The organism is Methylobacterium nigriterrae (assembly GCF_037106235.1).
In the GTDB taxonomy this organism is placed as follows: Bacteria; Pseudomonadota; Alphaproteobacteria; order Rhizobiales; family Beijerinckiaceae; genus Methylobacterium; species Methylobacterium nigriterrae.
Genome location: NZ_JBAWTG010000077.1, coordinates 1 through 22,558, shown reverse-complemented (window position 1 = coordinate 22,558; position 22,558 = coordinate 1). Strand labels below are relative to the sequence as shown.

At 64.7% G+C, this 22,558-nt stretch carries 23 protein-coding genes and 1 pseudogene; 9 read left to right on the top strand and 15 right to left on the bottom strand.

What is annotated here, in order from left to right; genetic code table 11:
• The 6 genes and pseudogenes from WDW90_RS40855 to WDW90_RS26000 all read right to left on the bottom strand — a co-directional run.
• A pseudogene (locus WDW90_RS40855) lies at nucleotides 1–183 on the bottom strand (hypothetical protein); the annotation flags it as partial.
• Nucleotides 180–947: an ABC transporter ATP-binding protein gene (locus WDW90_RS26020; protein WP_336490410.1), complete on the bottom strand. Its 768-nt coding sequence runs from the start codon at nucleotides 945–947 to the stop codon at nucleotides 180–182. The pseudogene WDW90_RS40855 and the gene WDW90_RS26020, both read right to left, overlap by 4 nt.
• Before the next feature lie 13 nt (nucleotides 948–960).
• A complete protein-coding gene (locus WDW90_RS26015) occupies nucleotides 961–1,731 on the bottom strand; it encodes an ABC transporter permease (protein ID WP_336490408.1) in 771 nt (256 codons plus the stop codon).
• A 208-nt stretch (nucleotides 1,732–1,939) separates the two neighbouring features.
• Nucleotides 1,940–3,214 (bottom strand): ABC transporter substrate-binding protein, encoded by a 1,275-nt coding sequence (locus WDW90_RS26010; protein ID WP_336490407.1) that lies wholly within the window; start codon nucleotides 3,212–3,214, stop codon nucleotides 1,940–1,942.
• A gap of 85 nt (nucleotides 3,215–3,299) precedes the next feature.
• Nucleotides 3,300–3,791, bottom strand: a complete 492-nt coding sequence (accB, locus tag WDW90_RS26005; protein ID WP_336490406.1) for an acetyl-CoA carboxylase biotin carboxyl carrier protein — start codon at nucleotides 3,789–3,791, stop codon at nucleotides 3,300–3,302.
• 2 nt (nucleotides 3,792–3,793) lie between these two features.
• The gene (locus WDW90_RS26000; RefSeq protein ID WP_336490405.1) at nucleotides 3,794–4,687 is read right to left on the bottom strand and encodes an IclR family transcriptional regulator; all 894 of its coding nucleotides are present in this window, start codon (nucleotides 4,685–4,687) and stop codon (nucleotides 3,794–3,796) included.
• Between the two features lie 99 nt (nucleotides 4,688–4,786).
• Here WDW90_RS26000 and WDW90_RS25995 point away from each other — a divergent pair, with 99 nt between their 5' ends.
• The 5 genes from WDW90_RS25995 to WDW90_RS25975 all read left to right on the top strand — a co-directional run bounded on the left by WDW90_RS25995 (nucleotide 4,787) and on the right by WDW90_RS25975 (nucleotide 10,723).
• Nucleotides 4,787–6,142 carry an acetyl-CoA carboxylase biotin carboxylase subunit gene (locus WDW90_RS25995; protein ID WP_336490404.1) on the top strand — a complete coding sequence of 452 codons (1,356 nt, stop codon included), beginning with the start codon at nucleotides 4,787–4,789 and terminating at the stop codon, nucleotides 6,140–6,142.
• Entirely contained in the window at nucleotides 6,142–7,584 is a 1,443-nt protein-coding gene (locus WDW90_RS25990) for a pyruvate carboxylase subunit B (protein ID WP_336490402.1), read from the top strand. Before WDW90_RS25995 ends, WDW90_RS25990 begins: the two co-directional genes overlap by 1 nt.
• Nucleotides 7,585–7,608: 24 nt before the next feature.
• Nucleotides 7,609–8,439 carry a 3-oxoadipate:acetyl-CoA acetyltransferase gene (locus tag WDW90_RS25985; RefSeq protein WP_336490401.1) on the top strand — a complete coding sequence of 277 codons (831 nt, stop codon included), beginning with the start codon at nucleotides 7,609–7,611 and terminating at the stop codon, nucleotides 8,437–8,439.
• Nucleotides 8,440–8,608: 169 nt separating this feature from the next.
• Nucleotides 8,609–9,952, top strand: coding sequence for an MFS transporter (locus WDW90_RS25980; protein ID WP_336490400.1), 1,344 nt, complete (start codon nucleotides 8,609–8,611; stop codon nucleotides 9,950–9,952).
• A 12-nt stretch (nucleotides 9,953–9,964) separates the two neighbouring features.
• Entirely contained in the window at nucleotides 9,965–10,723 is a 759-nt protein-coding gene (locus WDW90_RS25975) for an SDR family NAD(P)-dependent oxidoreductase (RefSeq protein WP_336490399.1), read from the top strand.
• An 84-nt stretch (nucleotides 10,724–10,807) separates the two neighbouring features.
• Here the strand turns inward: WDW90_RS25975 and WDW90_RS25970 are convergent, their stop codons facing one another.
• The 4 genes from WDW90_RS25970 to WDW90_RS25955 form a co-directional block, all read right to left on the bottom strand.
• Nucleotides 10,808–11,761 (bottom strand): 3-hydroxyacyl-CoA dehydrogenase NAD-binding domain-containing protein, encoded by a 954-nt coding sequence (locus WDW90_RS25970; RefSeq protein WP_431311123.1) that lies wholly within the window; start codon nucleotides 11,759–11,761, stop codon nucleotides 10,808–10,810.
• A 48-nt stretch (nucleotides 11,762–11,809) separates the two neighbouring features.
• Nucleotides 11,810–12,817, bottom strand: coding sequence for an ABC transporter substrate-binding protein (locus WDW90_RS25965; protein ID WP_336490397.1), 1,008 nt, complete (start codon nucleotides 12,815–12,817; stop codon nucleotides 11,810–11,812).
• 15 nt (nucleotides 12,818–12,832) lie between these two features.
• Nucleotides 12,833–13,738, bottom strand: a complete 906-nt coding sequence (locus WDW90_RS25960; RefSeq protein WP_336490396.1) for an SDR family NAD(P)-dependent oxidoreductase — start codon at nucleotides 13,736–13,738, stop codon at nucleotides 12,833–12,835.
• A 478-nt stretch (nucleotides 13,739–14,216) separates the two neighbouring features.
• Nucleotides 14,217–15,242 (bottom strand): IS110 family RNA-guided transposase, encoded by a 1,026-nt coding sequence (locus WDW90_RS25955; protein ID WP_336490395.1) that lies wholly within the window; start codon nucleotides 15,240–15,242, stop codon nucleotides 14,217–14,219.
• Nucleotides 15,243–15,459: 217 nt separating this feature from the next.
• On the opposite strand from WDW90_RS25955, the gene WDW90_RS25950 reads away from it, so the two are divergent.
• On the top strand, nucleotides 15,460–16,488 hold the full coding sequence (locus tag WDW90_RS25950; RefSeq protein ID WP_336490394.1) for an IS110 family RNA-guided transposase: 1,029 nt from the start codon (nucleotides 15,460–15,462) through the stop codon (nucleotides 16,486–16,488).
• A gap of 437 nt (nucleotides 16,489–16,925) precedes the next feature.
• Here WDW90_RS25950 and WDW90_RS25945 read toward each other — a convergent pair whose 3' ends face one another.
• The 3 genes from WDW90_RS25945 to WDW90_RS25935 all read right to left on the bottom strand — a co-directional run bounded on the left by WDW90_RS25945 (nucleotide 16,926) and on the right by WDW90_RS25935 (nucleotide 19,844).
• Nucleotides 16,926–17,465, bottom strand: a complete 540-nt coding sequence (locus WDW90_RS25945) for a hypothetical protein (protein ID WP_336490393.1) — start codon at nucleotides 17,463–17,465, stop codon at nucleotides 16,926–16,928.
• 345 nt (nucleotides 17,466–17,810) lie between these two features.
• Nucleotides 17,811–19,343, bottom strand: a complete 1,533-nt coding sequence (locus WDW90_RS25940; protein ID WP_336490392.1) for an amidase — start codon at nucleotides 19,341–19,343, stop codon at nucleotides 17,811–17,813.
• Nucleotides 19,344–19,529: 186 nt separating this feature from the next.
• Nucleotides 19,530–19,844, bottom strand: a complete 315-nt coding sequence (locus WDW90_RS25935) for a YhjD/YihY/BrkB family envelope integrity protein (protein ID WP_336490391.1) — start codon at nucleotides 19,842–19,844, stop codon at nucleotides 19,530–19,532.
• A 714-nt stretch (nucleotides 19,845–20,558) separates the two neighbouring features.
• On the opposite strand from WDW90_RS25935, the gene WDW90_RS25930 reads away from it, so the two are divergent.
• Both WDW90_RS25930 and WDW90_RS25925 read left to right on the top strand, forming a co-directional pair.
• On the top strand, nucleotides 20,559–20,786 hold the full coding sequence (locus WDW90_RS25930) for a hypothetical protein (RefSeq protein ID WP_336490389.1): 228 nt from the start codon (nucleotides 20,559–20,561) through the stop codon (nucleotides 20,784–20,786).
• 430 nt (nucleotides 20,787–21,216) lie between these two features.
• Nucleotides 21,217–21,480, top strand: a complete 264-nt coding sequence (locus tag WDW90_RS25925) for a hypothetical protein (RefSeq protein WP_336490388.1) — start codon at nucleotides 21,217–21,219, stop codon at nucleotides 21,478–21,480.
• Between the two features lie 155 nt (nucleotides 21,481–21,635).
• On the opposite strand, the gene WDW90_RS25920 is transcribed toward WDW90_RS25925, so the two are convergent.
• Nucleotides 21,636–21,845, bottom strand: a complete 210-nt coding sequence (locus tag WDW90_RS25920; protein ID WP_336490387.1) for a hypothetical protein — start codon at nucleotides 21,843–21,845, stop codon at nucleotides 21,636–21,638.
• A gap of 171 nt (nucleotides 21,846–22,016) precedes the next feature.
• On the opposite strand from WDW90_RS25920, the gene WDW90_RS25915 reads away from it, so the two are divergent.
• On the top strand, nucleotides 22,017–22,148 hold the full coding sequence (locus WDW90_RS25915; protein ID WP_336490386.1) for a hypothetical protein: 132 nt from the start codon (nucleotides 22,017–22,019) through the stop codon (nucleotides 22,146–22,148).
• Between the two features lie 98 nt (nucleotides 22,149–22,246).
• On the opposite strand, the gene WDW90_RS40850 is transcribed toward WDW90_RS25915, so the two are convergent.
• On the bottom strand, nucleotides 22,247–22,444 hold the full coding sequence (locus WDW90_RS40850; RefSeq protein ID WP_431311124.1) for a DUF6894 family protein: 198 nt from the start codon (nucleotides 22,442–22,444) through the stop codon (nucleotides 22,247–22,249).
• Nucleotides 22,445–22,558: the final 114 nt, after the last annotated feature.

Genomic DNA, 22,558 nt, shown 5'->3' with positions numbered 1-22,558 from the left:
GTTGTGCGCGCGGTGCACCTCGGCCGCCCGGAACACGAGGTCGAGGAGCGGCAGGTCGTGGATCGCCTGGATCTCGGCCACGCTCCAGTCGTGGCGGATGAAATCCGGTCGGAATGGCGGGTGCCGTTCCACCAGTCCCACTCGAGATGGCCCGGCTTCTCGTGATGAGCCGACCGCGCTCATGCGGCTGCCTCATGCTCGTCGTGGATCAACTCGCGCAGTTGACGCCTGAGAGTCAGGTAGCGCGGATCGTCCTCGTCGCGCGGGCGCGGCAGCGCCACGTCGATTACGGCCTTCACCCGACCCGGCCGCCGCGTCATCACGACGACCCGGTCCGCGAGCCGGATCGCCTCGTCGATGCTGTGCGTGACGAGCATCACGGTCTTGGGTTCGCGCTGCCAGATGCGGATGAGCTCGTTCTGCATCATGCTCCGAGTCTGCGCGTCCAGCGCGCCGAACGGCTCGTCCATCAGCAGGATCTCCGGCTGCACGACGAGGGCCCGGGCGATCGCCACACGCTGGCGCATGCCCCCGGACAATTCGTGGGGGCGCTTGCGTTCGAAGCCAGCGAGCCCGACGAGCTCGATATGGCGGCGCACCGCCACGCGCCTCTCATCTTTTGGCACGCCTTTCATCTGCGGGCCGAAGGCGATGTTCTCCTCGACCGTCATCCAGGGGAACAGGGCATAGTCCTGGAAGACGATGGTGTTCTGCCAGCCCGGCCGCACGATGGCACGGCCGGCCATCAGCAAGTCGCCGGAGGTCGGCTGTTCGAACCCGGCCGTCATGCTCAGCAGGGTGGTCTTCCCGCAGCCGCTATGGCCCAGTATCGCGCAGAAGGTGTGGTCCTCGATCTCGAGGCTCACGTCGTGAAGGGCGATGACGGCTTCCGGCGTCCCCGCCTCGCCATAGACCTTCGTCACGCCCCTGACCGAGAGATGTCCCATCGCGCGTTCCCTCTCACTTCGACGAAACGGACCAGGGCAGGAACCACTTCATGGCGAAACGGATCGCGACGTCGATCACGAGCCCGGTGAAGCCGATTGTCAGCATGCCGACCGTGATGATGTCGGTCCGCAGGACGCTGCGCGCGTCGTTGATCAGGAAGCCCAGCCCGGAATTCGCGCCGACCAGCTCGGCCGCGACGAGGGCCATCCAGCCGAAGCCGAGCCCGATCCGGATGCCGGTCACGATCTGCGGCGTTGCGGCCCGCAGGACGATGCGCCACAGGACGCTCCGTTCGGGTGCGCCGAGGCTCCTCGCAGCGCGGATCAGATTCCGGTCGACGGTCCGCACACCCTCGATCGTGTTGATCAGAATCGGGAAGAACATCCCCAGGAAGATGATGAACTGGTTCTGCTCGTCGCCGACGCCGAACCACAGGATACTCAGCGGGATCCACGCTAAAGGGGGAATTGGACGGAGGATCTCGATGATCGGATCGAGCTGGGCCCGCGCGAGGCGGGACCAGCCCATAATCAGGCCGATCGGGATGGCCGACAGGGCGAAAGCGAAGGCCACGGCCTCGCGCTTCAGGCTCGTCAGAAGATGGAAGCCCAGCTCTCCTGAAGCGATCATCGTCCAGCCGCTTCTCAGGACGAGGCTCGGGGCGGGCATCAGCACCGCGAGATAGGGATCAGAACGCGGCAGCCAGTACCGCGCGACCAGTTCCCAGACGACAAAAAGCACCGCTGTGGTCGCGAGGTTCGGCAGGTACAGCAGGATCGACATCAGGCCACGTGCGACGGCACCGGGCTGGCGCGAGCCCGGATGTGGAGCGCCAACCCCTTCCGACCGAGCCGAAGCCGGCAAGGGCCCCTGCAGAGTCGAGGTTGGGTCTTGGAGGCGCATCGGCTGAACTCCGCGATGTCCCAGGGTTGTCGGAACGGATGAAGGGCGCGGTCGTTGTGCCGCCGTCACGTGAGGCTCGCGCAGGCATTCATGGCCGGAAGACCTTTCCATCGAAGGACCAAGGCCGCGTTAGATCGCCGGGCTCGGGCCACGGCTGGGGGGCGGTGAGCGTGCTCGCGTTCGGATAGGCCGGATAGGGCAACTGCCCAATCTTGCCGCCCCAATTTGCAGGGATGAAAGGTGGCCGCTTCGGCACGGCCCAGCCCAGCTTCGCATAGGTTGCCGTCATGAATTCCGGCGCGAAAGATTGCGAGTAGGCGTTCCCGTCCAGGGGACGGACGATGCGGTTACGGTCCTTCAGCCACTTGGCGATACGAGAATCCTCCTCGCCCCAGAACGCTGCGAACGGAAAGCTGGCGGTGGGTTTGTAGAGGTTGTTATAGAGCTTCGTCTGCTGCAGCAGGAGGTCGCGCCCGTAATTGCGCAGCAGCGGCTCGGCCGCGAGCATGTCAGCTGCCTTTTCGGGATAGAGGCGTATCCACAAGGTCGCCTCGACGAAACTGTCGCTGATGGCTTGGACGACGTCCGGGACGTTATCGATCAGTTCCTGACGGACGTAGAAGCGACCCTCATAGAAGTTATAGGGAAAGATCGCATCGATCTCCTTCCCGTTCTTGCGCTCCTCGGTCATGATCGTCACCGACGGCTCCCAGGGGATTACCGCGGCAATGCCGCGCGCCATCGTGATCTGCTCGGATGGCGGCATGTTCTTCAGAATGACGTCCTTGCCGATCTGGATGCCCAGCACTTCGGCAGCCTGCGTGAAGTAGAATTCCGATGAGGAGCCCGTCACGATTCCAATCGTGGCAGCAGGATTGCTGCCCTTCAAATCGGCGAGGCTCTTGAGGGGGCTGTCCTTCGGAGCGACCGCCGAATGCTTGAGGTTCGGCGCCACCACGGCGAGGGCCTTCACCGGGATGCCCCGGTCGAGCAGCGAGGTGAAGGGAAAATTACCCCCGTTGCCGACCTGCATGCGCCCCGCCGCGATCGCCTCGTTCACGTCCGGACCCGAGGCGAAGGCCTGAAATTTTGTTTCCAGGCCGCGCTTGGCCAGGAAATCGGACTTCGATAGGACGACGTTGATCGTGTTCTGACCAGAAAAGGGCGCCTGCCAGGCGAAAGCCAGGGGCCACCAGCCCTTCTGCTTTAGCCAATCGACCGATTTGGCGGAGACCTGCTCATAGGGCTGTGGCCAGCCCCAGGCCGTGGAATTGAGCTGCTCCTCAGCCGCTGCCGGCGTCGCGAAGGCCGCGCCTGACGCTATGACCGCTATGTAAACGGCTCGGCGCATCCGCTCGTACATGACGTCTTCTCCTGATGACGGATATTTTGGCCAGCGTGCGGACGGGCACTGTCGGGACTTGGCTATCTCAGCCTTTCGGTCGCAGTCAGGGGGCCTGAATTACGAACATGACCTGATCGAATTCAACAAATTCTCCGTTCTTTGCAGGAATATCGGAGATCGTTCCCGCGCGATCGGCATAGATCGTCGTGAACAGCTTCATCACTTCGATGACGCACAGGGGCTGTCCCTGACCGATTACGCTGCCAACCTCGACGAAGGGCGGCGCGTCGGGCGAAGGCGCGCGATAGAACGTCCCCACCATCGGCGCGCGCACTTCGTGACCGCCAGCCTTGGCCGCTGCTGCAGTAGGCGAAGCCGGAGGCGCGGGGCTTGCCGTCGCAGGCGGCGCTGTTGAGCCGGTCGAGGCGCGATCGGTCGGGCTCGATGCCGAGATCGGCGCAGGTGAAGCGGGTTCCGGTGCGCCCGCCCGGCCGCGCCGCACGACCAGCTTGAGATCTGCCGTCTCTAGGATGAGCTCCTCGCAGGCGCTCGAATCGACGATCTTGATGAGGTCGGCGACCTGATCGTAGCGCAAAGTCATTGTCCCACCCGCTGCTGTCCTGGGACGGCGAGGCCATCGAGATCCGAGTCGCCGAATGTCTCAGCCATCTGCTCCGCAGCGTTTCTCAGGAGCGGCACGCATTGCGTGGCTCGCGAGAGCGACATGCGCGCTAGGGGGGCGGAGATGGCCAGAGCCGCCGCGACGCTGCCGTTGGCGGCCAGAACCGGCACCGCAACACAGACCACGCCGGCCAAGAATTCCTGATTGTCTATCGAGAAGCCCGCCTCCCGAATCTTCAACAGCTCCGCTTCGAGCAGGTCCGGGTCTGTGATGGTCCGCTCGGTATAGAATTGGAGCGCGGCGGCGTTGAGCAGCCGCTTTCGTTGAGTGGGTGTCATCGCGCTGAGAAACAGCTTGCCCATCGACGTGCAGTGCAAGGGCACGCGTGAGCCCGGTTCGAAGCGCAGGCCGAAGGGCCATGCCGCCTCGACGCGATCGAGGTACATCAGGTGATTGCCGACGCGGATGCCGAAGTTGCAAGTCTCCCCGATCGCATTCGATAGGGCCTCGAGAATGGCGCGGCGCGGAGCCGCCCGGGCCGAGGTGCCCACCACGCCGACACTCAATCGGACGAGACGTGAGCCGGGGGCGTAGCGCCGGCTCCCGGCCTCCCGCTCCAAGAATCCCTCGCTCTCCAATCCGTGCACGATCCGATGTGCGGTTGGCTGGGGCACATTTAGGAGTGCACTCATCTCGGAGACACTGAGGGGCCTGCCCGCCTGCGCGATTGCCTCCAGGAAGGTGAAGGGCTTGAGAGCCGAGATGGCGCTCGCTGCACCATCCAGACGTGTCACGGTCGGTGGCACAGTGGCCAGCGTCGCGTCGTCCGAGGATCCGCCAAGCGGAAACATATTTCTCTTCTTCGACATGCCCTATCAAAACCCGATACGAAAAATCTTGCAATCCGAAATTTTTCGAGGCCATCTGTTGTGGCGGCCTAATGTGGCATTAAAGTTCGAGGAGGTTGCGTGAGGCGCGTGTTGATCGCCAATCGTGGCGAGATTGCCCTGCGAGCGATCCGCGCCTGTCGCGGCCTGGGCCTCGAGACCGTTGCCGTCCATTCCTCGGCAGATCGGAACGCAGCCCATGTCTGGGCAGCCGACAGGACGATCTGCATAGGTCCACCCCCGGCCAAGGCGAGCTATCTCCTCGGTGACGCGCTGATCGCGGTGGCCGAGAACACAGGCTGCGACGCGGTCTATCCGGGCTACGGGTTCCTGTCGGAGAAGAGCAGTTTCGCCGAGGCGTGCACGAGCGCTGGCCTGACTTTCGTAGGCCCCGACGCGGAATCCATCGCACTGATGGGCGACAAGGTCGCCGCCCGCCGCACGGCGGCCTCCCTTGGCATTCCAGTGGTGCCCGGTTCCGAGGGCGGGTACCTACGCGCGGCGGATGCAGCGATGAGGGCGCGGGAGATCGGCTATCCGCTTCTCCTCAAGGCAAGCGGTGGCGGCGGCGGCCGCGGCATGCGCGTCGCCGAAAGTCACGATGCCTTCCAGGCCCGGTTCGACCAGGCAACCGCGGAGGCCGAAGCCGCGTTCGGGCTGCCAGAGATCTACCTCGAGCGCTTCTTTCCGGCCGTCCGGCACATCGAGATCCAGGTCTTCGGTGACGGGCACGGCAATGCCGTCCATCTCTGGGAGCGGGATTGCAGCGTCCAGCGTCGTCACCAGAAGCTCGTCGAGGAGGCGCCTTCTCCCGTGCTGCCGCCGGATACCCGCAGGGCGATGGCGGCGGCAGCCCTCGCCCTCGTGCGAGGCCTGCGCTACCGGAACGCCGGCACGGTCGAGTTCATCTATGATGTAGAGAGCGGGTCCTTCTTCTTCATCGAGATGAACACCCGCATCCAGGTCGAGCATCCCGTCACCGAGATGCTCACCGGGACGGACCTCGTGACCGAACAATTCCGTGTGGCAAGCGGCGAGCGCCTGTCGTTCGGCATCCCGCTCGAGCCCGACGGGCGATGCGTTATCGAGTTCCGGATCAATGCCGAGGACCCCGCCCAGGACTTCCGGCCGGTGCCCGGCACCCTCGCGAGCTGGGCACCTCCCGTTGGTCCGGAAATCCGCCTCGACAGCCATGTCTACGAGGGCTACCGCATCCCGCCCCACTACGATTCGATGCTGGCCAAGCTGATCGTTACCGGCGCATCGCGCGCGGAGGCGCTCGCGACGGCGCGCGGAGCCCTACGGCGTTTCCGCGTCACGGGCGTGCCGACGACGATCCCCTTCCACGCGGCGCTGATCGACGATCCTGATTTTCTCGAAGGCCGCGTCCATACCCGCTGGGTCGAGAACACGTTCCTGCCGCGCGAGGCCGCTTGATGTCGGGACGATCGATACGCCTGATCGACGTGACGCTCCGGGACGCCCATCAGTGCCTGTGGGCGACCCGAATGACGACCGCCATGATGGCGCAGCTCGCTCCCCGTCTCGACGATGCGGGTTTCGAGGCGATCGACCTCGCCGGCGGCGCGGTCTTCGATGTCTGCGTCCGCTACCTGCGCGAGAATCCCTGGGAACGCATGCGGATCCTCAGTGGCTGGGTGAAGCGGACGCCGCTCATCGTGATGACACGGAGCCAAAGTCTCTTCACCTTCGAGTTCTTCCCTGACGACATCGTCGCCCTCACCGCCGAGCGCATCTTCGCCAACGGCATCCGGTACCACACGCCCTATGACGCGCTGAACGACATGCGCAACATGGTGGTCCCGGTCCAGGCGGCGAAACGAGTCGGGCTCTATACAGCCGGTGGCGTGGTCTTCACGGTGAGCCCGGTCCATACGGACGAATATTATGCCCGCAAGACGCACGAACTGATCGCGCTCGGCGTCGATGCGATCTACCTGAAGGACGCGAGCGGGCTGCTGACGCCGGAGCGCATCGCCACTCTCGTTCCGGCGATCAAGCAGGCCTGTGGTGCACTCCCGCTTCAGCTGCACTCGCACTGCCTGACGGGCTTAGCGCCCTACAACGCCGTGCAGGCTGTCGCCCTCGGCGTCGATGTCGTCCACACGGCGACCTCGACGCTGGCCAACGGCGCCTCGCATCCGGCAACCGAGCAGTTCGTGGCCAACGCCCGCCGGATGGGCTTCGACGTGCCCCTCGACCTGACCTGTGTCGAGGAGGTCGCCGAGCGCCTGCGCTACATCGCCCGACGCGAGGACAAGCCCCTTGGCGCGATCGCGGAGTTCGATGCGTTTCACGCCGAGCACCAGATGCCGGGCGGGATGATCTCCAACATCCGCTCGCAGCTCGCAACGCTCGGTCTCGAGCATAAGCTGCCGGCCGTTCTCGAGGAGGCGGCGCGCGTGCGCCGGGATCTCGGCTATCCGATCATCGTCAGCCCGTTCGCGCAATTCGTGATGACCCAGGCGGTCCTGAACGTGATGGGTGAGGAGCGCTACGCGACGGTCCCGGACGAGGTGCGGAAGTACGTCCTCGGCCACTACGGCGAGATCGCGGGCCCGATCGATCCCGAGGTGCTCGACCGCGTCACCCGCGGTGCCGAGCCGGTGACGGAGCGGCCCGGGGAATTGCTCGCCCCAGGCATCTCGACCCTGCGCCGCGAGCGTGGGCCCTTCGCCTCCGACGACGACCTTCTTCTAGCGGCCTTCTATCCAGAATCCGAGTGCCGCGCTCTCAGCGAAGCCGGCCCGATCCGGACCGAATACCCCCTCGCCGACACGCCGCTCGCGACGCTCCTGAAGGAAGTTGCCGCGCGACCGGACATCCGCAGCTTCCACTTCGTCCAGCACGCCCGGTGACGGGCTGACCCTCGAGGACCCAGCGTGACCCAGCCCGTCATCATCACGGTGGCAATCACCGGAGCCCTTCCCCGAAAGGCGGATTCGCCTGCCGTCCCGGTGCGGCCGGCCGAACAGGTGGAATCGATCCACGAGGCCTACGAGGCTGGCGCCACCATCGCCCATATCCACGTCCGCAACACCGACGAAAGCCCGAGTTCCGACCCGGAACTATTCGCCGAAGTGCAGGAAGGCGTACGCAAGCACTGCCCGGATATGATCGTCCAGCACTCGACGGGCGGTCGCGGCCGCAGCCAGGCCGAGCGCGGGCGCTGCGTGCTGCTCCGGCCGGACATGGCATCGCTGTCCACGGGCTCGGTCAACTTCCCGAATCAGATCTATGAGAACCCGCCGCAGCTCGTCGAGGAGCTCGCCCGGAGCATGCTTGAGCACGACGTGAAGCCGGAGATCGAGGTCTTCGACGCGGCGATGCTCTACAATGCCAAGGCACTCCACGATCGCGGGCTGCTCAAGGCACCAGCGCATGTCCAGTTCGTCATGGGCGTGCCCAACGCCATGCCGCCGCGCCGCTCTCTGCTCGAATTCCTCGTCTCCGAGCTGAAGGAGATCATGCCAAACGCAACCTGGACCGGCGCGGGGATCGGGCGGGCGCAGCTCCCGATGAACGAATGGTGCCTCGAGCTCGGCGGTCATTGCAGGACCGGTCTTGAGGACAATCTGCGCTTTGACAAGACGCGTCTCGCCCGCAGCAATGCCGAGCTCGTGGCCCGCGTCGCGGAAATAGCCGGCCGCTATGGACGCCGTGCTGCTACGGCGACCGAGGCGCGGCAGATCCTGTCTCTACCGGCGGTCTGAAGATGGGCTCGCCTGCTCGGACGCCTTGGAACCCTGCCAGATCGCGCTGCACTCAAGCCGTGCGCAAGGCCTGGGATTCGGCGCGGACTCCGGCGTCGCACCTGTTTCCACTTCGGCGCAGAGCGCTCCACGAGCTGAGCCGAACCTGCCGGAGAGGAACGTCCTGATCATGCCTGTCGAAGCCACGCATCCGAATTCCATCCGCAGGGTCGCATTCGCGAGCTGCATCGGCGCCACGATCGAATGGTACGACTTCTTCCTCTACGGTGTCGTCACGCCGCTAGTGTTCAACAAGCTGTTCTTCCCCAACTTCGATCCCCTGGTCGGGACGCTTCTGGCCTACGCGACCTTCTTCGTCGGTTTCGTCTCCCGGCCCGTCGGGGGTATCATCTTCGGCCATTACGGCGACCGTATCGGTCGCAAGGCCGTCCTGGTCTTGACCCTGTTGATCATGGGGGTCGCGACCTTCCTCATCGGCATCCTGCCGACCTATCAGTCCGTCGGCGTCTGGGCCCCCCTGCTGCTCCTTGTGCTGCGGGTGTTGCAGGGACTCGGGATCGGAGGTGAATGGGGCGGTGCCGTTCTCATGGCGGTCGAGCATTCGCCGGAGGGCAAGCGCGGCTTTTACGGCAGCTGGCCGCAGATCGGTGTTCCAGCCGGTCTCCTCCTCAGTTCCGGCATCGTCGCCCTTCTCTCCATGATGCCGGATCAGGCCTTCCTGGATTGGGGTTGGCGCATCGCCTTTCTCTTCAGCGCGATCCTCGTCGCGGTGGGATTATACATCCGGCTGACCATTCTCGAGACGCCGGCCTTTGCACAGATCAAGGAGACCGGCAGCGAGGTGAAGGTGCCGTTCCTCGAGCTGCTGCGCAGCCATCGCCGCAACATCTTCCTCGGGCTCGGCGCTCGGTTCATCGAGGGCGTCACCTTCAACACGTTCGGTGTCTTCTCGATCGCCTATGTCACCACCGTCCTCGGCCTGCCGCGGCAAACCGCTCTCACGGCGGTCATACTGGCCTCAGCCATCATGATCGCGATGCTGCCGGTCTGCGGCATGCTGTCGGACCGGTTCGGCCGGCGGCTCGTGTTCGGCGGTGGCGCGATCCTGATAGCGCTCGCGGTCGTCCCGGCCTTCGCGCTGCTGGACACCCGCTCGACCGGGCTGATCTGGCTGGTAATCGCCCTCCTGCTCGGAGTGATCTACCCGCTCATCTACGGGCCGCAGGCTGCCCTGTTCTCGGAGCTCTTCGATACCCGCGTCCGCTACACCGGCATCTCATTCGTCTATCAATTCTCGGGCATCTTCGCGAGCGGACTGACACCCCTCCTCGCAACGGAATTGCTGCGCATCGGCAATCAGGCACCCTGGTACCTTGCTGCCTACATCGTCATGGTCGCCCTGATCAGCGCGGCCTGCGTCGCGCTGATGCCCGAGACGCATAGGCGGAACATATCCGTCGATGCGGCGACGGATCCAGTTGCAGGGCCGGTTCAAAGGACCCGCTCCATCTGAGGACATGTTGCGATGGAGCTTGGGCTGAACGGGCAGGTCGCCCTTGTCACCGGTGGGGCCGCGGGGATCGGGCTGGCGATCGCCACCACCCTCGCCCAGGAGGGATGCCGCGTCTGGATCGCGGACCGTGACGGAGGAGGCGCGGCGCGCGCGGCCGCCTCGCTCGCCGAGCAGGGCGCCCAGGTGCACACCGTGACGGTCGACGTCTCACAGGATACAGCGGTGCGGGACGCCTTCAGGACGATCGAAGCGACGAGCGGGCGTCTCGACATCCTGGTCTGCAATGCTGGGCTCCTGAAGACGAAGCCGTTTCTCGAATCATCTGCCGCGGATCTGCGGGACGTCCTCGACGTCAATCTCCTCGGAGCGGCGCACTGCCTGCGCGAGGCGGCCTGTATCATGGCCGCCCAGGCCAGCGGGCGCATCGTCAACGTCGCGTCGATCTCGGCCATGCGGGGTGGCGGCTCTATCGGCAACGTCCTCTATGGAACAAGCAAGGCTGGGATCGTCGCTCTCACCCTCGGACTCGCCCGTGAGCTCGGGCCGCTCGGGATCCGCGTCAACGCGGTCGCACCCGCCGTCGCGGATACGCCGATGACCCATGCGAGCCTCGATGCTGGGACGATAGAACGGATCACGGCGCGCATTCCGCTTCGGCGCCTCGCGACCCCCCGCGACATCGCCGAGGCGATCGCCTTCCTCGTTTCGGACCGGGCTGGCTTCATCAACGGAGCGGTCCTGCCCATCGATGGCGGCCTCCTGACGATGTAGTTCAGGACGATCCCCGCAGTCCCCTGCATGGTGGCCGTTCCGAGAAACACTCGGGCCGCGCCTGTCCTCTGGTCGAGATGCCGATCAGTTCGGCCGGGAGCCTTGGAGCGGGCCACGGTCGCCACTGGGCGCCGCCTCGCTGTCCTGGAGTGAGGCCAGGGCGAGAAGCATCGCGTCGCGCGCCTCCACGCATTCCGCTATCGACCGGTCGCCGACGGCTTCGCGCACGCCTCGCACCACCTTCTCCACCAGATCCGCATCGAGGACCGGCGTGCCGAGATCGGCCCAGCGCTTGACGTGGCCTGGCCCTAGGTGATCGAGGAAATGCTGGATTCCTCCCGGACCGCCGGCGAGATGATAGGTCAAGTACGGCCCGAGAACGGCCCACCGGAGCCCAGGGCCGTAGCGCACCGCGTCGTCGATGTCGGCGACGCTCGCGGCGCCCTCCTGCAAGATGAACAGCGCCTCACGCCACAGGGCCGAGGTCAGGCGGTTCGCGATATGCCCACGCATCTCGCGCCTCATGATGATGGGGTGTCGCCCGACGTTACGATAGAGATTAACGGCACGCTCGACGGCCCAATCGGCACCCCCGAGGATCTCCACGAGAGGGATCAGGTGCGGCGGGTTGAACGGATGCGCAACGATGTGCCGGTCCGGATGCCGGCAATCGGCCGTGATAGCGCTGCGCAACTGCGATGAGGTGCTCGTCGCGACAACGCAGTCGTCAGGCACTAGCCGATCGATCTGCGCCAGCAGAACCCGCTTCGCCTCCTCCGCGTCGGGCCCGTTCTCCTGCACGAATTGCGCCGTGCCGACGGCTTCCGCGAGTTCGCGATGGCAGCGCAGGGCGCGCGTATCCGCAGGGACCGGATGGCCGAGGCTCGTCGTCGCGGCAGCGACAAACGCCCTCAGCGGCGCCTCGTGCCCAGGGGTCGGATCGTAGGCATGAACTTCGAAACCGTGAGCGAGGAACAGGCTCGCCCAGCTCTTCCCGATCGTGCCGCACCCGACAATTGCGATCCGCACCGTCTCCATCCTTCCCCCTTTCCGACCCAGTCGAAGATCAAGGTTCACTTCGCCGGTTCACTCAGCCGGACGGCCAGCCTCGTCGGGACGCGGAAAGAACAAATCGTCGAGGCCGGCGGGCCGGACCTTCAGCTGGCCGGTGCGATAGAGAAATTCGGAGTACCGATCGATGTGCTTGGGCGTCGTCGTGTACTCGACCTGCGGATCCTTGAGGATCCGCATCACCTGCTCGACCGTTAGCTTCTCCTTGGAATCGCGCAGGTAGATCTCGGCGGCGCGCTGCGGATCGCGATTGATTAGATCAATCGCGCGCTGGAAGGCCATAACGAACACTTTATACAGCTTCGGATTGCTCTCGACGAAGCGGCGTGTTGCCCACAGCACCTCGAAGGTGGCGTTCCCGAGAAGATCATAGGAATTCAGGATCGAGTGAATCTGGGGGTTCTCGAGTTCCTGATAATTGTACGGCGGCGAGGCGAAATGCAGATCGACCTCTCCTCGCCCTGAGAGCAGCGTTGACATGGCCAGCGGGTGGGCGAGCCCTACCCCAAGGGAGTCGAGGCGTCCGAACTCTTTGGGGCCAAATGTCTTCTCGGCGGCCATCTGGAGCATGATCGCCTGGATCGAGACCCGCGCGGCGGGCATCGCAATCTTGTTGTGGTCCGTGAGATCGGCGATCGTCTTCAGGTTCGGATCGCGAGTGTTGAGGTTGATCGGCATTGAGCACATGGCGACTACGCCTCTGACATCGGCGTTTCCGCGGGTCCGCGACCAGATGATCAGAAAAGGCGGAACACCGCCGGATCCGATGTCGATCGCGCCTGAGAGGAGGCTGCCGTTCATATCGCTGCCACCCGCCATTTGCAGGTACGTCACCTTCAGCCCATTGATACCGGCTTCACGTGCCGCGTCTTCGATCATTCTTTCCTTGTTCATCACCACGATCGGCAGGAAGAGCAGGCCGAACTGGTAAGCAACTCGCAGCTCGCTCTGCTCCGCACGGGCAGGTCCTATTGGAATACAGAACAGAAGCGTAAATGCGAGGATAATTCGAAACTTTTGCACGCGTAAATCCCCCGATCACATCATGGTCCGGCCGCCGTTCACGTCGATTGTGGCGCCGGTCACGTAGGCCGCGTCCGATGAGGCTAGGAAGAGGATCGCTCCGGCAATGTCCCGTGCATCGCCGAAACGGCGCAGCGGAATGACCTCGGTCAGGGCCTCGCGGTCCGTTCGCCGCGAAAGCTTTTCGGCGATGCGCTCTGTCAGGGTCACGCCAGGCGCGACTGCGTTGACCGTGATCCCGAACGGACCGACCTCATGCGCCAAGTTGCGGGTAAAGCCGAGAACAGCCGCCTTGGCGCTGGCATAGGGCAGGTTCGAGACCTCGCTCTTACTGCGGCCGGCCTGCGAGGAGATGTTGATAATCCGGCCCGATCCGTGCCGCTTCATGTGTGGAAGCACTGCGCGCGAGCAGAGGAACACGCTTGTGAGGTTGAGGCGAAGCGTGTCGTCCCAGTCGAGCAAGCTCATCGCTTCCAGCGGCTTGGGGTCAGGCCCCTTTCCAGCGTTGTTCACGAGGATATCGATCGTTCCGAACGCCTCGACCGTCGCGGCGACGCCGATATCGACCTCGGCCTCGCTGGTGACGTTGATGCGCTGGTAGATGAACCGATCACTCCAGGGAGCCATGGCGGCGCGCAGGTCTGCCATCACCACCGAGTCCGGTGGCTCGATGTCGAAGGCGCAAACGTGCGCACCCTCGGCCAGCAAGGTCTCGCAGGTTGTGCGGCCGATCCCCTTCGCTCCGCCGGTGACGATTGCCGCTCGTCCGCCCACGCGTCCCATCCCACCTCCCTGTGCCGGCGTCATGCGGCTTGGCTTCTCGTCCCCATCCGAGGTGCCAGCCAGCACATCGGCGTGCCGGCTCACGCCATTCGGCAATATGCTTCCTGAGCACCCGGATTTCATCAGATACTGATACAAAACAATTTGCAATCCGGATTTTATTGGAACGGGTATCGGCAGAATAGCGGTGGATCTGCCATTTCGGCCCGGCGGGAGCCGCGACTGGCTGTGAGCCGGCGCCTTACCTACCGGTAGGTGGTCGCTGAGGGCGGCAGATCGCGGGGCGTGAGACCGCGGCTCTCTGCTTCATCCAGAACAGGGCGAAGGCAAACTCCAGCGGCAAAAGCAGATGGGGTCGTCTAATCGCGGGCCGAAGCGCAAGCTCTTTCTGCGGCGATCGTATGCCAATTGCAGGGACGCGTATGCCGGGTGCAGGGTCGTCTTCGCGGTCGGCAGGAGCCGCCGCATGATGGAGCTTCGCGGGAGGAGCCTTCCAATGTGGACGCCGCACTTCGCTGAGACAGCGGGTGCACCCCATCAGGCGGAATGGCTCGGCCCACGTCCCGGCAGGGACGGCCTCGTGCGCTCGGCGCGCGAACGCGATCCACTCGTCAGATCAGGCGGCCGCTCCAGCGGTGCGGTCGAACATCTCGCCAGACTTCAGCATCGCGTGCATCGTAACCGCCAACTTGCGGGCGACGCCGACAGCGGCACGCTTGAAGCCAACCCGTGCCTTGAGAGCGAGCCCCCAGGTCCGTAGTCCGCTTTCGGCTGAGCTGCGGGTGAGGATCACCGTTGCCGCTTCATAGAGCAGGCCGCGCACGTGGCGATCGCCACGCCTGGAGATATGGCCATCGTAGTCGACCTGACCCGACTGATAGCGTCGGGTTGTGAGACCAAGCCAAGCGCCCACTGAGCGGGATTTCCTGAAGTTGCTCGGCTCCTCAATTGCGGTTGTGAACGCGGTCGCTGTCATCGTCCCGACGCCAGGGATCGACATCAGAAGCCGGCATGCCTCGCTTCGGCGTGCCCCGGCGATCAATTGACGTCCGAGCTCAGTTGCACGCAGACGTATACTGCGCCAAGCCTCCAGGACAGGCAGGACGATGGCAGCGAGGCCCGTCTGATCGGCCAGCAACTCACGGACATGCTGTTCGAACCGGCTTCCCTTGCCGGCGGGCACGACCAGGCCGAAGATTTTCATCAATCCCCGGATCTGATTGGAAAGCTCGGTCATGATCCTGACCAGCCTGGTTCGCGCTGCGACCAGCGTACGGGTCAACATGCTGTCGAAGCCTTTGACGCGGACCTCACGATAAAAGCCGACCTCCGCCAGATGCGCCAACCCGTCCGCGTCATTGGCGTCCGTCTTGTTTGCCGCCATGTCGAGCGCAGCCTTAGCGTGGCGGGCATCGATGCAAATGGCCGGAAAACCCTGTGCGCAGAGCGCGTGATAGAACCACACAGACAGTGGCCCAGTTTCGAAGATCACCCGTTTGGCACAGGGCGCATGCTTGCGCAGCAGGGCGCCAATACTAGCGGGATCGGACGCGCACTTGCCGCGCCAGATGCGCTTGCCATTCCGCCGAATGGAAACCGCCGTCTCTTTCATCGACACGTCGAGGCCGATATACTCGTCCATGGCTGTTCTCCGTCAGATGCTTGGGCCCGGCTTCCGGTCGTGAGCCCGTACTTCCATCAAATCGGGGAACAGCCAGCAGCCTCCATAGCGTGACTAGATCAGGGCGACTCGCTCCCGCGATTACCCCATGTGGATGGCTCCCGCTCCGACCGGCGGCATCTGAGTGCCAGAATGTGGTTGCTGTCGAAGCACCCACGCAGATGCAGGAGCCATCCAGATGGAGATTACCACTGTCGGCATTGATCTGGCCAAGAACGTCTTCCAGGTTCACGCCGTCGATGCAGCCGGGCAGGTCGCCGTTCGCACGACGCTGAGGCGGGCGCAGGTCGCTCCGTTCTTCGCCAAGCTGCCGCGATGCTTGGTCGGCCTGGAGGCGTGTGGGACGGCGCACCAGTGGGCCCGTGAACTGACGAAGCTCGGGCACGACGTGCGCTTGATGCCGCCGGCTTACGTGAAGCCGTATGTGAAGCGAGGCAAAACCGATGCGAACGATGCCGCTGCCATCTGCGAGGCGGTGACGCGCCCGAGCATGCGGTTCGTGCCGGTCAAGTCGACCGAGCAGCAGGCGGCGCTGGCGCTGCACCGGACGCGCGACCTGCTGGTCAAGCAACGCACGCAGTTGGTGAACATGATCCGCGGTCTGCTGGCCGAGTTCGGGATCGAGATGGCGCGGGGCCTGCGGCATGCGCTCGAACTGGCGGCCAGGCTTTCTGCCGGAGAAGCGGCCGAGGTGCCGCCGCTGGCACAGCGCGTGGTGACCGGGCTGGCCGACCAGATCGGCGCCTTGCAGATCCAGCTGACCCGGCTGGAGAAGGAGTTGCTGGCCTGGCATCGGTCGAACGACCTGTCGCAGCGCCTGGCGACGATCCCCGGTGTCGGCATCGTCTCGGCGACGGCGCTGGCCGCCTCGGTGAGCGAGCCCGAGCGCTTCCGCTCCGGTCGGCAGTTCGCCGCCTCGCTGGGGCTGACGCCGCTCCAGAACTGCAGCGGCGGCAAGGAGCGCCTGGGCCGGATCTCGCGCTTGGGCGACCGCTACCTGCGCCGCCTGCTCGTGGTTGGCATGACTTCTCTGATCCGACGCGCAAAGACGTCGCCGATTTCGGTCGACCCGCGCCTGCCGGCGCTACTTCTGCGCAAGCCGGCGCGGGTCGTGACCGTTGCGGCGGCCAATCGCACCGCCCGGGTCGCCTGGGCGATCATGACCCGGGGCGGCACCTATCGCGCACCAGCGGCCGCTGCCGCCTAATCGCACGGAGAGGACGCTTTTCCAGGTTGCAAGGACGATGAGAGTTGATGGCGAACCGGTCAGACCGGGAGCCGGGACACCCCGCCGAATGTCCAGGGCGTCATAGCCCGCAAAGCAGAGTGGGATCTGGTTCGCGGATACCATCAGGGCCAGCAGTCAACATGCACGACTGCATCAACAGGCCGGACACAAGACTGCACCCGACCAACCCGTCTGAACCTCAATTCGCCGCTTGCAATGCGGGAGCCATCCACACAGGACCTTCGAGCCGATGAAGCCGACGGCCCGCTCCTGGCGCAACCTGGGCCTATAGCCTGGGCCGTTGCAACGTCCGCCTTCGGTTTGCGGAGACGATAGCGGGTACGACGGGATTAGGCGCAAAGCGGAAGTAGGACGATCCGGTTCGCCGCCGATGGGAGGCGGGAAGCCACCAGGCGCTATGACTTCCGGAAGATGCCCCGCCACAACTTACCGAGCAGGCCGGGCTTGGGGTTCTCGGCCCGTGAGATGGCGTCGGTCCCAGCAGCCTCGACAAGGCGCTGGGCTCCGCCGCGCCTGTAGCCCGAGGCGGCGTGCTCCACAGGCCCATGAGGCCGCCGCGCGACCTTGCCCGCCGGCTGGTTGCGATGGTGCTTGTCGCTGGCCGGATCGAAATAGGGTCGCGCCCACGCCTCGAGCTCCGTCTCCTCCACAAAGGCGCGAAGCTCCGCCGCGCGCAGTCGCCAGCGACGCTCGTGCGTCTCCGGACGCCAGACCCGGCCGTGCGCGGAAATGGACAGCAAGGCGCCCACTTCGATGCTGAAAGCCCGAGAAGCACCGGGCTTCAGAACCGACAGGACCGTGAAGCCGTCCGAGGGCCGCTCGATCACGCCTAGATAGGCGACCTCGTGGAGGGTCACGACGCGTCCTGCCTCGCTGCGACCGAGCGTGCGGTAGGTCACCGCATCGAGCAGGATGTGGGGTACCTCGTAGATCACGCATGCGGTTCCGGTGCGGGGAGCGGGCCCGACGCGGACCTGCTGATGCCGCTCAAAACAACCTACGCCGTCCAGACCTTCGAGTTGAAGCGCAAGCGGCTCTCGCCAGGCGCGAAGGAGGTCACCGGTGCGGAGATGATCGGTGCCTTGTGGCGGGTCCGTTGAGCTGCTTGAGCGGAAACCGGCATGGTGACGTAGCCTTGCCGGTTTAGGCCGTATCCTGAGAAACGGGAAACAACGCTCTCTCAGACACATAAACCTGTTCGGCTTGGCTGTCCGAAACGCAAATGGTGTAGGGGCGGCTGAGAAGGGTACGGCCCGCGACCTGGGCCGCGTCGCTCAGTGTCAGGCTGACTTCGGCGTGTCGGTGAAGGGCCACGGGTTTGCCTGCTCGTAGGCACGCGCCGCCCGAAAGACCAGGTCTTCCCGCAGATACGGCCCCACGATCTGCAGGCCGATCGGCCGACCGTCCTTTGTAAAGCCGCACGGCATCGACGCGGCCGGATGCCAGCTGAGATTGAAGGGGAAGGTGTACGGCGCCCAGTTCAGCCAATCGTCGCCGAAAGCACCGCCCGGCGGCGTGTTGTGCCCCACTGCAAAGGCCGGACAGGCCAGCGTTGGTGTGAGGAGCAGGTCGAACTTTTCGTTGAACCGGGCGATGGTTGCATGCAGCGTCGCGCGGGCCGAGAGCGCCGCAGCGTAATCGGCTGCGGGCACGTTCCGGCCCTTCATCGCCAGGGCAAGAAGGCCGGGATCCAGCTCGCTCCATTTCGACTCCGGAACGGCACGGACCGTGCCCCACGCAATGGTCAACCAGATCGGGTCGAGGATCGGCCGGGGATTAGGAAAACCCGGATCGGCCGGTTCAACATGTGCCCCGAGATCAGCGAAAGCTGCTGCGGCCCTTTTGGTGATGGCTTCAACTTCCGGATCAAGGTTCTCGACGTAGCCGAGTCTCGGGCTCCAAGCGACGCGCAGGCCCTTCACTCCCTTGTCGAGCGAACTGAGAAAGTCTGGAACCGTTGCGCTTGCCGAGGTGAAGTCCCTCGGGTCGTGCCCTGCAATGGTCTGCAGGAACACGGCCGCGTCGCGCACGGTGCGGCTGACGGGACCAAGATGGAGCGTCGCGGCGGCCGGCTGCGCCGGAATCCGTCCGAAGCTCGGTTTGATGCCGAACACGCCGCAGAACGAACTCGGGATGCGAATGGACCCGGCGCCGTCGGTGCCAAGGTGCATGACGCCGAGGTTCAGCACGGCAGCTGCAGCGCCTCCTGCCGTCGAGCCTCCCGTGGTCAGCCGCGTGTTCCAGGGGTTGAGCGTCAGTCCGGTTAGCGGACTGTCCCCGACGCCCTTCCACCCGAATTCGGGCATGCAGGTCTTCCCCAGGATGATCACCCCAGCGTCGAGCAGACGCGCTGTGGCTGGTGAGTTCTCCGCTGTCGGCGCATCGGAGCTGACGCGGCTGCCCTTGCGTGTGGGATGCCCCTCCCAGGGAATGTTGTCTTTGAGGGTGACGGGGATGCCATCGAGGGGTCCAATCGGCTTCCCCGCCTGCCAGCGGGCCGCCGAGGCTTCTGCGGCTTCATTGGCCCCCTCTCGGTCAATGACGATGAAGGCGTTCACTGCTGAATTGAGCGCGTCAACGCGTTTGAAAATCGCGTTCGTGACCTCAACCGGTGACAGCGACCGATCCTGATACGCAGCGCTGAGCTTGGCACCGTCGAAAAAGGACGGATCGGAAGAGCTGTCGGCGCCGCGGGCGGAACGGAGGGCGATGGGCGCAATCGCCAGAGCGCCGGTCACGACACGACGGGTGATCCCGGTCGTGATGATCCCGGAATCCATTGTCTTGGAAGCAATGTCCTCTTCGTCGATCATGCCTGCACTCCGCTTGAACAGCCAACCGACTCCAGCACAATCCCCGTCCCAAGGCCAATGATGCTGGGTGGTGAGGGGGCCACGCCGCCATTACCCCGAATGCGAAGGCGTCAGCGATGAGGGCGAGAACTAGACCGGTAACGATGCTAAAACGGTAATGGCGACCGAGCAGAAAAGAGACGAGCATCACACCGTATCGTAGCCGTTGACTGCCACAGCCTGCATCTGGTCGGCCAAGAAGCGGCTCGTCTCAACCGTCAGAAATCCGCCGAGCATCTGAATGGGGTTCTGTACGGCGGCCGGATCGGCGACCAAGCCGTAGATCGAGACGGGAACGACCAAGGCCGGAACGGCAGCCAGGATGGTGTAGAAGGCCACGCCTGCGGAGCGCAGCCAGATGTCATCGCGGATCAGCGAGCGTCCGAGCCGCCACAGGATGTTGCCCCAACCCTCCCCCGAGATGGCACTCGGCTCATCCGCGCTGCAGGCGCGATCACTCATGCATACCCTGCGCAATCAGCGGCTGAAGACAGTGTGATCATCCCGAGGAGAGGAAGGCTAGCCCAGATCAGCGCATCCGCACCATGAACAATCATTCCCGCTCACAAGGGTGAACTCCCCTCTAGTCTGCGGACCAGCGCCATCGGCCGCAAGCCGGCTGAGGCGCCTGCGAACTGGCCATCGACTTGCACGTTCCCATGCACGTCCTTCTATCGAGTCACGATCTGCGCTCACGGGCGCAGGCGAGAAGTCAGCGCCATCTGTGAACGAGAGGCTGCTCTCGCCGCGGAGTCGATCCTGCGCCAGTGTGGCGACGTCATGCCCGTCGGCTGCGCAGACGACGGCCCCGATCCGGCTGCGAGAAGGCGCCTGACCCGTTACCTCAATGACGTGAGGCTCGAGTTGCTGTTGGCTCCATAGGGGCCTGTCGCGCCTTCTTCCGTTCGCTCCGAACGATTGCCGCCCCTAACCCGCAGGCGCAGCATCGTCGTGCACCCTGCCGAGCGATCAGGGTGCAGGAGCCGGCCGCACCCGGCTTTCTTCCCAAGGTGCCAGCGGTGCGGTCGGTGACGGCGACCAGGTTGGAGCCCCGGAATGGCAAGCGAGTCCATCTTCCGCAATGCCAATCCGATGAGCTTTGCCGTAGGTGGATGCGCCGCGGCTGCCCCCGTGCTCTACGGGCCGCCCAGCACCTCATCACAGACGGAGAATGGAATGCAGGCGCGCTCGGCGGCCTACAATGTCTTTCGCCGCAAGCGAAAACCGGCCCTGCGCTGCGCCGTGCGCCAGGATCGACCTGTGCCCACGTTCGTCAATGGCGAGACCTGGGATTTCGGCGGCGTTGCAACGACGACGGAGCCGCCGCCCGGCTTCCAGCCCGAGGCCGCCAGCGAGGCCATGCGGCTCACCGGCTACTACCTGTTCCACGACTTGCGGGCGTGATCAGAGACCCCGCCGGCTCGACAGGAAGAACAGCCGGCGGGGTCGGCCGTCCGGCGGTGAGGGGCCATGATATGGGCGGCCGGCGCCAACCTCGGAGCAGAGGGTTAAGGGAGCTCTAACCACATCGAACGACGCCCGGGAAACCGTCGCGATTTCGCCCGTTTACGCCTGCGGACTTGTCGCTCACACGAGTTCGGGAGAGCGTTATGGTGATCCTCGATCCACGCACAGGCCAGCTCGTCAAGGTGCCGAGGCCGCGGCCGTGACGGGCCAGACGGCCACGTTAGCTCACCAGCGGGGCGGACCTCCTAGGCGGCCGGAGCATACGAGCGCCTGGCTTGAACTGTTTTAGGTTCGGCAGTGTTCATAGTCCCGCGACGCGCTAGGCCCATCAGCGAAACGGACCGAGCCTCAGTGAGACATTCCGCCGATGGCTGAGACCCCGACGGTCGGCGAACTCGTGAAGCAAACCCTGGTCCGCCTCTCGGACGTGAACGCGGCCGTTGATGCCTTTCTGGCGGACCCAAGGACCGCGCCATTCCCGATCAGCGAGGAGTACGAGGTGGATCTTGCCGCAGCCGTGAAGGCGAGCCGTCAAGCCACGGCGTTGCTGCGGGATACGACTGCGATGCCCGGAGCGAGGCGGATGACTGTGCGCGCTGCGATCCTCTTGGCGCGGCCAAAGAAGCGATGAGCGACGACGCGAGAAGCTACGCACCCGCATGGTGCTCATCGTCATAGTGGTGACGGCCGTGCTGGTGACGGGCTTCGCGCTACAGAAGTTGCCCTTTAGGTGATCGAGCGCCTTCGGTCCCGGTGCTCCGCCTGCGGCGGCAAGCGGATCGAGACCTATGCGGCTTGGACCGGCGACTGGCGCAGCAGTTCGGATTGATCGCTCTCCTCTTCGGGCGGTGGAGCGTAGTAGAGATCCAGCGCCTTCCGGAAGGCGTCGCGCTCCTCCTGTGTCCGGCGGTCCAAGGCAGCCTCCAGCTCGGCCCGGCCTGCCCGCGAAGCTTCCTCGTGCTGGTCTGGATCCAGCAGGTCTAGAAGCCCAGCCATAGCGATCTCCCTAGGTGCGTTGCTCTAGGTCAAACGCGCAAGCGGCTGGTCCAGCCCAAATGTGGTCATTGTCTCCTGTATGAGGGGGGCTTTAGTCTCAACCCTCACGTTTCGATGTGCGTATTAACGCCGAGCCGTGCGATGATGCAGCCTCTGTGGAAGGAGGCTGTCATGGCTAAGGAAAAGAAGCACGGAAACCGCGAAGCTAAAAAGCCGAAGAAGCCCGTTCCCAAAACGATTGCGGCGGCGCCTTCCACGAAGGACATGGTTGGAGCGGCCGTCAGATTGGCGAACAAGAAGTAAGCTTCTGCACGTTCTTGCCGTCTCGATGGAACGGTGCTGGCTGGGCACAGCGGCAGCCCGTGCGTGGAACGCTCTGTCTCGTGCCTTACACGAAAGGCTTATGCGGATCCTGCGGCCCCAGGCGCGCGGAGACTATCGTCAGTCCGGTATTCCTCACCCCGCATTCGATCCCGGGCGAGTTCGCCTAGGAGACGCCTTGCTGAACTGGCGGCCGCCTCAAGGCCGACGCACTCAGTGCCGTCTTGGTCGGAGTGCAATTCTGCGCCTCCGCAGAGGTCGAAGAAAACCGCGAGGATCGCGACGCTACTGCTCCCGGGACAGCGCAGCCGCCTTGCCGGGCGCTGATGCCAGCGGTGCCGAGGGACCGTTTCGAGCGGGAGTAGAACGGGCGCCCTGACATCCTGCTGTGC